Here is a 12,325-nt window from a genome sequence, read left to right as displayed (position 1 = left end):
CCGAGCCAGCCCCGAATAATAGAACCAGATGATATTAAGCAATGCACGCTGTTGGAACTCGGGGTGGAAAAAATTTGGAAATCGGGGGGTTATTCCAAAGAATTATTGGGCGATTCGTGACACGCTAGAGGCATGAACGCAAAACCTGTAGCTGTAGATCCAGACGTCCTAGCTAATGTCGCCCACGGACGATATTTTGACCCGCATTCAGTGCTAGGCACCCACGTGGGGGACGATTCCGTAACTATCCGCACCGTTGCCCACCTGGCAGATGCCGTAGAGATTATCACCCCCAAAGGCACTTTCCCGGCAACCCATGAGCAAGATGGCATTTGGGTGGCAGTACTTGAGGGCACCGAAATCCCCGATTACCGGGTGCGCACCACCTATGGGGAAGAAACCACAGAGCTAGATGACGGTTACCGTTACCTGCCCACCGTTGGCGAATTTGACCTTTATCTGATTGCTGAGGGGCGTCACGAGCGACTTTGGGAAGTGTTGGGAGCTCACCTGCGCACCTACGACACGGAAATGGGGCAAACTAAAGGAGCCTCCTTTGCGGTGTGGGCGCCGAACGCCCAAGCAGTGCGGGTAGTGGGCGACTTTAACTATTGGGATGGGGAGACCTCCTCGATGCGTTCCCTCGGTTCCTCGGGGATCTGGGAATTGTTTATCCCGGACGTCGAAATTGGGGCTCGCTACAAGTTCGAAATTTTAAGACCAGACGGCACCTGGCAACAAAAAGCCGACCCGATGGCTCGCGCCTGCGAGATTCCTCCCTTGACGGCCTCGGTAGTAACCGATAAACACCACCAGTGGGAAGACCAAGAGTGGATGGACAAGCGGGCAAAAACCGATCCCCATACCTCCCCTATGTCGGTCTATGAGATGCATATCGGGTCCTGGTCTTATGACACCCACTATCGGGATTTGGCTGACGATCTGGTTACCTATGTTAAAGATATGGGCTTTACCCACGTAGAGATGATGCCAGTTTCCGAGCATCCCTTCTATGGTTCCTGGGGTTACCAACAGAGCGGATATTACGCGCCCTCTTCCCGCTATGGCACTCCCGACGATTTCCGCTACCTGGTAGATAAACTGCACCAGGCGGGAATCGGGGTCATCCTGGACTGGGTTCCCGGCCATTTCCCCAAAGACCAGTTTGCGCTCGCCGACTTTGATGGCACCAAACTCTATGAGCATCCGGATCCTACCCGCGGCGAACAGCCCGATTGGGGAACCTTGATTTTCAACTTTGGTCGCAACGAGGTACGAAACTTCCTGGTGGCCAACGCCCTGTACTGGTTGGATGAGTTCCATATTGATGGTTTGCGGGTCGATGCGGTCGCTTCCATGCTTTACCTGGATTATTCCCGCGAGGAAGGCCAGTGGCATCCCAACCAATATGGCGGACGGGAAAACCTGGAAGCGATTTCTTTCCTACAGGAAGCCAACGCCACCTGCTACCGCCTGTATCCGGGCATCTGCATGATTGCAGAAGAGTCTACGGCCTGGCCAGGGGTAACTGCTCCTACCGATGCCGGCGGCTTGGGCTTTGGTTTGAAGTGGAATATGGGTTGGATGAACGATACCTTGCGTTACCTGCGTGAAGACCCAGTCAACCGATCTTGGCACCACGGCGAACTTACGTTCTCCCTGGTGTATGCGTTCTCGGAGCACTATATTTTGCCGCTCTCCCACGATGAAGTTGTCTACGGCAAGGGCTCTATACTCGCTAAGCAGCCAGGTGACTACTGGCGCCAATTAGCGGGAGTGCGTTCCCTCTACGCCTATCAATGGTCACACCCGGGTAAGCAATTGTTGTTCATGGGAGGCGAGTTCGCCCAGGGCGCCGAGTGGGATGCCAACCGCTCCCTGGATTGGTTCCTGCTAGATGACGAGCGCAACCAGGGAGTACGGGCACTAGTGCGGGACTTGAACCAGATCTACACTAGCGAACCGGCATTGTGGGATGACGAACACACCGGGTTTGAATGGATTGAATCCAATGATTCGGATCATAACGTGATCTCTTATGTGCGCAAGTCCCGTGATGATCGGGGACACGAACACAAGATGGTGTGTATCTGTAACTTTGCGGGTAATCCCCACGAAGGCTACCGGGTAGGACTACCCGACGGTGGGGAGTGGGAAGAAATTATTAACACCGATGACGCCAAGTATGGCGGCTCGGGGGTTACTAACTTAGGTCAGGTAACTGCCGAAGATATGGAGTGGAATGGCCGCCCCTACTCGGTAGAGCTCAGGGTACCTCCCTTGGGTTGCCTCTGGTTGCGTCCTAAAGAAGACTAGATCAATAGCTCAGCCAGTTTAATGGCTTAATAGGGTGCGTCCTCAAGAATGCTTAGTTCTCGAGGACGCACCCTTAATGCTTTTGGATCTAATCTCCCGGATTCCAAAACCATTTACGAGGACGCAGGCTACTTTCCAGGGACAACCTAGCTCTTTGCGGACAGCGGTTTATACGTCAACTCCCATGAAAGTAAGCACCACTAGCAGCAGGTTCAAGGCGATTATCAAGCCCGCAATGGCGCACATTGTCCAACGCATTGCCCGGTTATCGGTGTAGCTGCCCATTAGTTCTTTCTTGCGGGTATAGGCTGCGAGCGGTACTACCGCTAGGGGAATACCGAAAGATAACGCTACCTGGGAAACAACTAAAGCCCAGGTGGGGTTGGGGTAGAGCCACAGAATCAGCAGCGCGGGAATCAGGGTGATTAGCCGGCGCAGGAAAAGCGGTACCCGCACATGCAGCAGCCCGCCCATGATTTCCGAACCCGCATAGGCTCCAACCGAAGTAGAGGCTAATCCGGAAGCTAGCAGGCCAATCGCAAAAATTACGCCGATTCCACTGCCCAAGGCATTTTCGATAGCGCCATGTGCGCCCTCGATAGTGTCGGTGCCACTCTTTCCCGCTAGCGCCGACGCGGCCAGCAATAAAAGTGCAATATTGACGGCTCCCGCGACAAATAGCGCATAGACCACATCATGTTTGGAGGCGCGTAACAGGTGCGGAATATCGCGAGAACCTCGCTCCGGGAAACGGTGGTTCACCAGCGAAGAATGCAGGTAGATAGCGTGAGGCATCACGGTTGCTCCCAGCATGGAGGCAGCGATCAGCACGGTGTCGGTACCGGCAAAACGGGGTAGCAATCCCCCCAGCATTCCCGCGGGATCAGGCGGGCTAATCACCAGCCCCGACAAGAAGCCTACGGTGATGATCACTAGCAGTCCGATCACTATAGTTTCGAACTGTTTTTGTCGGCGTTCATTCTGGAAAACTAGCAGTGCTAACGATACACAGCCTACGATAAAGCCCCCTGCCAACAGTGGCAGCCCAAACAGTAGCTGCAACGCAATCGCGCCCCCCACGATCTCCGCCAGGTCGGTAGCGGCCGCGATAATCTCAGCTTGAATCCAAAATGTGATGCGTTTGCCTTTGGGCAGCCGATCCCCCAAGATCTCCGGTAAAGATTTCCCAGTCACTAACCCTAGTTTGGCGCTTTGATATTGAATGATCACTGCCATCAAATTGGCCAGCACTAATACCCACACCAGCAGATAGCCATAGCGGGCACCAGCAGTGATATTGGCGGCGACATTCCCGGGATCAACGTAGGCAACTGCCGCTACGAACGCCGGCCCCAGGAGCGGGAGCAAACCTTTCTTGGCAGCCACCTTCCCATCGGGAGCAGGTTGAGAATCTGGGACGATTTCCTTTTCCATCTGCGCAGATTCACCTTTCTAACTCGCAAAAACTGCCTCATCTAAGCAGCCCCCCACTTTCCTTTAGCCGGGTTTCGGGTGCCCCTTATGTAAGTTTCGTATACCCGAAACTTTACTCGGTTTTTTTAGAAGACAAAAACCGTTTGACAGTACTCTCACTTTAGTGGGGGCTAGCTTTTTAAGGTCGAGAAATATCTCCCTGCTTCGCCGGTATCACCCTTTGCAGATCTGTGGCCGCAACTAGAATCTGGTAACCGCGTTTACCCGCAGATACGTAAATTTTTTCTTGCTCAAAAGCGGATTGGTCGATCACCGTGGGGAAATCTTTCTTCATTCCCAAGGGCGAACACGCTCCTTTTAAATAACCGGTGAGCGGAGTTAGCTTTTTCAAAGGCAACATTGCCAGGTGTTTTACCCCAAAACACTTGGCGGCAGCTTTCAAATCTAACTCGTGAGTAGCGGGCACTACCGCCACAAAATGCTCCCCAGGTCCGCCCTCTAGAACTAGAGTTTTAAAAACTAAATTCGCATCTACCCCTAGCTCCTGCGCAATCGTAAGAGCATCTAAAAACTCCCCTTTGGAAGAAACCTGCGTCATTTGCGCAGCGATTCCCGCATTTTCGAGGATGCGCAGGGCGTTAGTTTTCACATGCTTCTTGCCCATAACCGCACCTGCTTTCCTAGGAGTTTTCTCAGCCAGTTTAACCGACTCGAAAATTTTTGAACGAAAATAACTTCCTACCCTCAGCCGTGGCGGCGTTTAAAATCTGCAATAACTCTCGGTTAATTCTCGATTAACGTCGCCACGGTTGGGGGGTACCGCTGATTAGCTTCGCTAAACTAGAATTGCCTTAAAAATAACTACCCCTAGAACGCGAGAACCGTCGTGACCAACATTATTGAAGTAGAGGGTCTAACCAAAGATTACCAGCAGTTACGCGCCCTCAATAAGTTGACTTTTCAAGTTCGTCAGGGCGAAATCTTGGGGCTGCTAGGGCCTAACGGATCCGGAAAATCCACTGCTATCAACTGCATCCTCTCCCTGCTACGTTTCACCAGCGGGAGCGTGAAAATCTTCGGACAAGAAATGCGCCCCGATGCCTTCGACATTAAACGGCGTCTAGGGGTGGTATTCCAGGACATAGCCGTATTCAATGAGCTAACCGTGGCGCAAAACCTGGAATATTTTTGTGGACTGTACCTGGCGGACAAGCGTAAACGCTCCGCGATGATTGCAGAGGCGGTTCAGTTGGCGGGACTGCAAGACTATTTAAAGTTTCGCCCTAAGCAGCTCTCCGGAGGCCTGTTGCGCCGCTTAAACCTAGTGTGCGGTATCGCCCATCAACCGGAGCTGATTTTCCTGGATGAGCCGACCGTGGCAGTCGATCCCCAAAGCCGCAACAATATCCTGGACGGTATCGTCACTTTGCGTGACCGCGGAGCCACGGTGGTTTACACCACTCACTATATGGAAGAAGTAGAGCAGATTTGCGACCGAATCATCATTCTTGACAAGGGTGAAATCATCGCGCAAGGCACCATTAATGAGCTGAAACAGCTATCTGATATCGAAGAAAAAGTTACTTTGCAGGGGGTGGAGCTGCCTCCAGAACTTAAAGAAAAGCTGGAATCCGATCCCCAAATTGAGTCAGTTACCACCAGAAATCGCACATTCCAGCTAGTTTACCGGCACGGACAAAACCACGTTTCCACTCTCATCGCCCAGTTGAGCCAGGCCGGCATAGCTTATGAGTCGATTTACTCGGAGCGTCCCACCCTAAATGACGTTTTCTTGCAGCTAACCGGCAAGGAATTGCGAGACTAGCTATGGGGCACCTAATCGGATACAACCTAAAGCTACTGCTTTCCAACCGCACCTTGGTTTTTTGGACGCTCGCCTTTCCCATCCTGCTGGGCTTGCTGTTCAAAGGGGCACTCGGCGACATTGTCAATAAAGAAGCCTTCGATACCGTCCCGGTAGCGGTAGTAAACTCCCAGGTCTACCAAGACAGCACCTTCAAAATCGCTTTCGATGATTTAAGCAAGAAGGACTCCTCCCCCGTCAGCTCGGAAAACCAACCCCTGTTGAAACTGCGAATGGTCACGACCTTAGAGGAAGGAAAAAGGCTTTTAGAGGACGAGGAAGTTTCCGGAATAGTCGAGATTACCGGAACCTCGCAGGCAGCTATCAGCAGGGATGCCAAAGCTCATTTGACTCTGGCTTCCAACGGGATGGAACAAACCATCTTAAAAACAATTCTTGACGAAATCACCCAACGCACCGATATGATCAGCCAACTGACGCAGCGAGAGATAGCGGCAAACGTTCGCGCTCACTCTCCGCCTGACTTTCAAAACATTCCGCCCGGCCAGCCTCCTGCCTTTGATCCTTCCCAGGTAGCGGCCTCGGTCCAAGACCGACTCGCTAAAAGCGACTTTACTTTGCGTGACCGCAGCCCCAAATCTATGGACTTGCTGATGGCAGAGTTCTTCTCGCTGCTAGCTATGGCTGCCCTGTATGGGGGGATGTTCTCCATGACAGTGATGAATAATGCCCAGCCACCCCTGGGGGTAATCGGCAGACGAGTAGCGGTGGCACCGACCAGCAAAGCCAAACTGATTATTTCCGGGATTATTTCCAGTTACCTACTGCAATTGGTGGGCCTGATTTTACTGGTGGCAGTGTGCCACGTCCTGTTCAATATCGATTTTGGCCCCAATTGGGCATTAACCTTCCTGCTAACTTCCCTTGGAGCCCTGGTCGGATTGTCCTTCGGGGTAGCGATTTCCGCACTCGTGCCCGGCGGGGAAAACATGAAAATTGGAGTCTTGATTTCAGTCACCATGTTGGGGGCAGTACTGGCCGGCATGATGGGCGGAACCATGCGCTACGTAGTAGACCAAAAAGCGCCCCTGGTAAATAAACTAAATCCCACTGCCCTAATCACGGACGGTTTCTATAACCTCTACTATCACCCCGGGTTCGATGGTTTTTGGCAAGACGTCACCTTGCTGCTGATTATTTCGGCAGTGCTCCTGGGTGCCTCCCTGTTCGTCCTAAGGAAGCAACGCTATGACAGTCTTTAAAGGTTTCCTGCAGGTACTGCTGCGCAATATTGCTTTCGTTATTCTCTTTACCACCATCATGGTGGTTATGGGACTGACTGCTTTCCACACCAGCCCTGGCTCCTCCGGTGATTTCACCGCTTCCAAACCTACAGTTTTAGTTATCAACCGCGGCAACGATACTGCCCTCACCCGGTCTTTTAACTCCTACTTGGCCGGACAAACCAAGAAAGCAGACACCGGCACTAGCGAACGCGAAATCGACGACGCCCTCTATTACCAAACTTTGTCCTACGTCGTTTACCTGCCCCACGACTTCACCACCACCATCCTGAAAGGTGAAAAACCGGTGGTAGACGTAAAATCTCGCGCCAGCTCCGAGAGCGCCTCGGCCGACGTATTAGTAAGTCGTTTCCTGCGGCTGGCTACCGGATATGGGCAATATTTAACGGATGAGGACGAGCTGGTCAAAGCGGTAAACTCTAGCCTGAAACTGGATAGTAAAGTCAGTCTCACTTCCCATTTAGATCAAAAAACACTACACAATGTGACCGCCCTGTACAACTTTGGCAGCTACACCCTCATGGCCGGCGCCACTTATGTAATCACCATGGTGCTAGCGGCCTTTTCGGTAATAAACGTACGTAAACGTACCCTGGTTTCCCCCGCACATCCCTTCCGGATTGACCTAAGCCTAATAGCCGGCTGCGCCCTAATCGTAGCGTTCCTCGTGGCACTCAATGTGCTCTTAGTGCGACTGCTGTTGCCCGGCATCGCCGATACCGGACGACAGGGACTCTATGCGCTTAACATTGTGGCTTTTGGGCTGCCGGTACTAGCCTTAGGCTTCTTAATGGCAAAAATTACCAATAACAAGGAAGCCCTCAGCGCCATTGTGAATGTGGTGGCGCTGGCCAGTGCTTTCCTATGTGGGGCGTTTATTCCCCGGGATCTAATGCCCGATGCGGTAGTCGCCATCGGGAGGGCGCTACCCACCTTTTACTACATCGACAACAACAATGCGTTAGCGGAAATGACCAGCTTTAGCGGCGCTGCCGCCTCCCAGTTCTGGGAGAACATCGGGGTGCAAGTAGGTTATGCACTGGCCTTATGGATCGGCGCGGCGATACTTACTCGCCTGCAGCGCCGTGTCTAGAGTAAATCGGCGTTATGGCAGCGCGGGAGTAGATTTTATCCGAGCAGGCGCGGTGGGCATAAGAATTTGGAAAACGTCGCTATGTTTTCCAAATTCTTGGGCGGGAGGAAAAATCTACTCCCACGCTGTTAGCAAGCATATCTTTCCTGACTGCGGCTCGTGTTTGCTATCTCCCACAGCTAGTCAACCAACCTAGAGTAAATCGGCGAGGATCAGCACTCCTAGCAGGATAAGTACGCTGGGGAAAATAATCGCTTCAAAACGTTCCAAGAGCTCAGCAAGCCCCATACGTCCAGTGATGAAACGGGCAAGAGCAAGCAGCACGCCGGCAAGCACTAAGAACACTGCGCTAAACAGGGCGATTTGCCACCAGGTGGAAAGGGCAAAAACTGGTAGATAGGCGGCTACTTCATCGCCCCCATTAGCCATAGTCACCAGAGCAACTGCGCCTACGCTGACCTTTTTTCCCTTTAGTTGTGCCTCGTCCTCGTCCTCGAAGTCCCTAGACCCAACCCGCTCCCGGATTTCGCTGATTGCCGCTTTAACTCCCAGTGCCAGGGGTATCAGCCCCAGAAACCGCAGGTACTCCTGCGGGATTACCAAACCAGAAATTGCGCTTAAGACTATGGTGACTGCCAGGATTACCCCGAAACCTACATATTGACCGGCGCAGATGCGCGCCGTAGTTCCCGGCCGATTCTGTCCGTGAACAAACCACAAAGTTAGTAACGCCAAGTGGTCAATATTGGTGGCTACAAATAGCACTAGCGCTTGCACGAGGGTCGAAATAATCAAACTAGAAGTCACTCCGCCATTATTACCAAAGAGTTCAGAAATGAAGAAACTGGGACGAGGAATCGCAAAAAAGCCGTAGAAGAACGTAAGCTGAAGCACGTGAAAGCAATTATGACGGTTACCGGTATCGACCACACCGGGATTATCGCGGCGGTGTCCCAAACGCTCGCCCAAAATCAGGTGAATATCACCAATGTGTCCCAGACGCTGATGGATGAATATTTCACCATGATTATGCAACTGGAATTCGATGAAGAGCAGATCGGGTTAGCGCAGGTGCAGGCAGCTATGGCACCAGTAGAGGAAGCCGAAGGGCTGGTTATTAAAGTTCAGGCGGAAGACCTCTTCAACGCCATGCATAAACTCTAAGCTGCTTACCACCTAGCTGCGCAAATCACCATAATCATAGAGGAGAATCATGGGCGTGGATACCACCGGGGAAATCCTGGAAACCATACAGATGATTGCCGAGGACAACCTGGACGTACGCACCGTCACTTTGGGGCTGTCCCTGCTGGATTGTGCCGACGCCGATATCGAGCGAGCCTGCGCGCGCATAGAAGAGCGGATTTTAAGCTCTGCCTCCCACCTGGTTTCGACTGCCGAGGAGGTCGCGGGCGAGTTCGGGGTGCCGATTATCAATAAGCGGCTTTCGGTAACCCCAATTTCCCTGATAGCAGCGGCATGCCGTACCGATGATCCCCTGCCCTTTGCCCAGGTGCTTGATCGCGCCGGTAAAGCTGTAGGAGTAGATTTCGTAGGTGGCTACTCCGCGTTGGTGCAAGCTGGAGCAACCCGCAGTGATTTAGCGTTAATCGATTCCATTCCCGAGGCGTTAGCCACTACCGACATCGTATGTTCCTCGGTAAATATCGGTTCTACTCGCAGCGGCATCAATATGAGTGCGACCGCAAAAATGGGTCAGCAGATACTCGCTGCCGCCCATAAAACTGCCGATAAAGACGGAATCGGAGCCGCAAAACTGGTGGTGTTTGCCAACGCGGTAGAAGATAACCCCTTTATGGCGGGTGCTTTCCATGGCGTGAGCCAACCCGATGCGGTGGTATCGGTAGGGATTTCGGGCCCGGGAGTAATAGAGAGGGCGCTCGCGGGAGTACAGGGGCGGCCTTTTGAAGAATGCGCAGAAGCCATTAAGAAATCAGCTTTCAAAATCACCCGCATGGGACAGCTGGTGGGGCAAACCGTGGCTAAACGCCTAGGGGTAAATTTTGGGATTGTAGATTTATCCCTGGCTCCCACCCCGGCAGTAGGAGATTCGGTGGCCGCGATTTTAGAAGAGCTGGGGGTAGAAACTGTGGGTGCCCCGGGCACTACCGCGGCTTTGGCGCTGCTCAACGATGCGGTTAAAAAGGGCGGTCTGATGGCTTGCTCTCTGGTCGGGGGACTTTCCGGCTCGTTCATCCCAGTTTCCGAGGACGCGAATATGATTCAGGCAGTCCAGCGCGGCTCCTTGAGCCTGGCGAAGCTAGAAGCTATGACCGCTATCTGTTCAGTGGGTCTGGATATGATCGCGATTCCCGGCGATACTCCTGCGGCCACTATTACCGGATTGATTGCCGATGAGGCCGCGATCGGGGTCGCCAACGGGAAAACCACTGCAGTGCGAGTGATTCCAGTACCGGGTAAAGGGGTTGGGGACCAAGCGAATTTTGGAGGCCTGCTAGGCTGGGCGCCAATTATGGAAGTATCTCCGTTTTCTTCGGAAAAGTTTGCTACTCGCGGCGGACGCATCCCCGCCCCCGTGCATTCCTTTAAGAACTAACGTAGACAACCCGCTTAGACAGCTGCGGCGCCCCAGAATACTTTCTGCCGCCAGAGTGGGCAGACAATTGTCTGAGAGCAGCCGTCAAAAACTTTGGGCGCGTCTTTGGTATACCAAAGACGCGCCCAAAGTTAGTTAAATGAGCTTATTCCGTTTACTGTTCATCGCTGGTAAACAGATCGGTAGCTGCCGATTCTTCATCAGGAGTTGCTGGCGATACCGGCGGTTCTACCGGAGCCGGCTGTTCGCCCTCGGCTTCCTCAGTTTCCTGTGTTAGCACTGCCGGCAACTGCTGCATGGGGGTTAGCCCCTCGAGACCAGTAGCGGTCTCAGAGCCCAGCAAGCCCCGCATTTCTTCGAGGTAGGCGGCGATGGATTCGCGTTGACGCTCCAGGCGCTCCACGGTGCGTTGCGCAGCGGCCCGCTCTGCCTGAGCTTCGATACGAGCAGCTTCACGCACCTGCTCGGCTTCGCCCTCGGCAGCTGCAATGGTGGCTTCTGCCGCGCGACGTGCATCTTCCTGGCGGCGACGTACGACCGCATCAGTATCGGTCAGCAAGCGTTCTGCCCGCTGCAAAGTTTCACCCAAGTGTTTCTCGGCGTCAGCAACTTGTGCTTTAGCGGCGGCCACCATCGCGGAGGTTTCGGAACGAGACTGCTCATGAGCTTGAGCATCAGCCTCCCGAGCGGCGGCACGAGCGGCCGCGATCTCCGTTTCGGCCTCTTGGCGCATCTGTTGGATCTCCGAACGGATGCTATCCGCGCTTTCCCGCGCTTCCTTCAAAATGCTTTCGGACTGACTGCGGGCATCTGCCAAAGCCTTTTCTGCCTGTTCTTTAGCTTCTTCCCGAGTCTTGGTAGCCTCGGTCAGAGAGGACTCGCGCAGTGCCTGTGCCTCTGCAGTCGCATCATTGCGGAGTTGGGAAGCTTCTTGCTCAGCTTTAACCCGCATTTCTACATAGTCTTTTTCGGCCTGAGCCCGCTGCAATTCGGTTTCCCGGTCAACGGTTGCTTTCAGGTCAGAGACCTGAGTGTTGGTCTCTGCCCGCAAAGAGGAGGCTTCCCGCTCTGCCGCGGCAACCAGTTCGTCCGCCCGATGCTGGGCGTTAGTCAGCACTGTCTCGGATTCGGTGGCCGCGGTGGTGGTACGTTCTTCAGCCTCGCGCCGTGCCTCTGAAATCAGGGAAGCAGCTTCCGCCTCTGCCCGCTCGGACATATCCTGAGCGTTCTTGCGGGTCTTTTCCATCAGCTGCTCGGCCTCCGCATTGGCCTTATTGATGACCGCGGTTGATTGTTCTTCCGCGCTGCGTAGCAGCTGTTCTATCCGGGCGCCGATCCCCGTGTAAGAACTACGATCAGAAGAACGCAGCTGCTTTTGTGCTTCAGCTAGTTGTTCCCCTAAATCCACATTGCGCTGGTCAACCGTGTCCAGCTTCTGCTGCAACTCGGTAATCTGGTTATTCAAAGTTTGAATCTGCAAATCGACCTGAACACGATCATAACCGCGCATTACGATCGGGAAATCAGTTTGTTCTTCCACCTGGTCCTCCCTGAAGATGAGCCGCTGAGATTAGGCATTACTCGGAACATTTTATTCCATTACTTGAGGAGTGCGAAACCCCGTATCATTGCCTAGTCTTTCACTTATTTCAGCCTGAAACCAAACGTTACGGTAAAATTGACCCTAGTCACACCCTAACCGGGTATAAACGTCACCGCAGCAAAGCAAGTAAAGTGTAGTTATAGTTGTCCGGCAACGACTTGAGGGGAAACTG

Annotated in this window: 10 protein-coding genes; 6 read left to right on the top strand and 4 right to left on the bottom strand. The window is 53.3% G+C overall.

Annotated features, from left to right (window positions below; genetic code table 11):
* The first annotated feature begins 132 nt into the window (after nt 1-132).
* Nucleotides 133-2,316 carry a 1,4-alpha-glucan branching protein GlgB gene (gene glgB, locus RDM26_RS01085; protein ID WP_278608327.1) on the top strand — a complete coding sequence of 728 codons (2,184 nt, stop codon included), beginning with the start codon at nt 133-135 and terminating at the stop codon, nt 2,314-2,316.
* 168 nt (nt 2,317-2,484) lie between these two features.
* Here glgB and RDM26_RS01080 read toward each other — a convergent pair whose 3' ends face one another.
* Nucleotides 2,485-3,750 (bottom strand): Nramp family divalent metal transporter, encoded by a 1,266-nt coding sequence (locus RDM26_RS01080; RefSeq protein WP_307737225.1) that lies wholly within the window; start codon nt 3,748-3,750, stop codon nt 2,485-2,487.
* 178 nt (nt 3,751-3,928) lie between these two features.
* A complete protein-coding gene (gene ybaK, locus RDM26_RS01075) occupies nt 3,929-4,414 on the bottom strand; it encodes a Cys-tRNA(Pro) deacylase (protein WP_307737224.1) in 486 nt (161 codons plus the stop codon).
* Between the two features lie 222 nt (nt 4,415-4,636).
* Here ybaK and RDM26_RS01070 point away from each other — a divergent pair, with 222 nt between their 5' ends.
* Genes RDM26_RS01070 through RDM26_RS01060 form a run of 3 tightly spaced genes read left to right on the top strand, consistent with a single transcriptional unit; the run spans nt 4,637 to nt 7,972 of the window.
* A complete protein-coding gene (locus tag RDM26_RS01070; protein WP_307737223.1) occupies nt 4,637-5,575 on the top strand; it encodes an ATP-binding cassette domain-containing protein in 939 nt (312 codons plus the stop codon).
* Between the two features lie 2 nt (nt 5,576-5,577).
* Nucleotides 5,578-6,837 carry an ABC transporter permease gene (locus RDM26_RS01065; RefSeq protein ID WP_307737222.1) on the top strand — a complete coding sequence of 420 codons (1,260 nt, stop codon included), beginning with the start codon at nt 5,578-5,580 and terminating at the stop codon, nt 6,835-6,837.
* Nucleotides 6,824-7,972 carry an ABC transporter permease gene (locus tag RDM26_RS01060; protein ID WP_307737221.1) on the top strand — a complete coding sequence of 383 codons (1,149 nt, stop codon included), beginning with the start codon at nt 6,824-6,826 and terminating at the stop codon, nt 7,970-7,972. The genes RDM26_RS01065 and RDM26_RS01060 overlap by 14 nt, the downstream gene beginning before the upstream one ends.
* A gap of 192 nt (nt 7,973-8,164) precedes the next feature.
* Here RDM26_RS01060 and RDM26_RS01055 read toward each other — a convergent pair whose 3' ends face one another.
* Nucleotides 8,165-8,779 carry a cadmium resistance transporter gene (locus RDM26_RS01055; RefSeq protein WP_307737220.1) on the bottom strand — a complete coding sequence of 205 codons (615 nt, stop codon included), beginning with the start codon at nt 8,777-8,779 and terminating at the stop codon, nt 8,165-8,167.
* Nucleotides 8,780-8,866: 87 nt separating this feature from the next.
* Here RDM26_RS01055 and RDM26_RS01050 point away from each other — a divergent pair, with 87 nt between their 5' ends.
* A complete protein-coding gene (locus tag RDM26_RS01050; protein WP_307737219.1) occupies nt 8,867-9,136 on the top strand; it encodes an ACT domain-containing protein in 270 nt (89 codons plus the stop codon).
* A gap of 49 nt (nt 9,137-9,185) precedes the next feature.
* On the top strand, nt 9,186-10,550 hold the full coding sequence (locus tag RDM26_RS01045; protein ID WP_307737218.1) for a DUF711 family protein: 1,365 nt from the start codon (nt 9,186-9,188) through the stop codon (nt 10,548-10,550).
* A gap of 154 nt (nt 10,551-10,704) precedes the next feature.
* Here the strand turns inward: RDM26_RS01045 and RDM26_RS01040 are convergent, their stop codons facing one another.
* Nucleotides 10,705-12,060, bottom strand: coding sequence for a cellulose-binding protein (locus RDM26_RS01040; protein WP_307737244.1), 1,356 nt, complete (start codon nt 12,058-12,060; stop codon nt 10,705-10,707).
* Between the last annotated feature and the right edge of the window lie 265 nt (nt 12,061-12,325).

Origin of the sequence: uncultured Varibaculum sp. (assembly GCF_902489465.1) — a bacterium.
Taxonomy (GTDB): domain Bacteria; phylum Actinomycetota; class Actinomycetes; order Actinomycetales; family Actinomycetaceae; genus Varibaculum.
The sequence above is the reverse complement of the archived record's forward strand: the minus strand, read 5'-3'. Positions and strand labels throughout refer to the sequence as shown.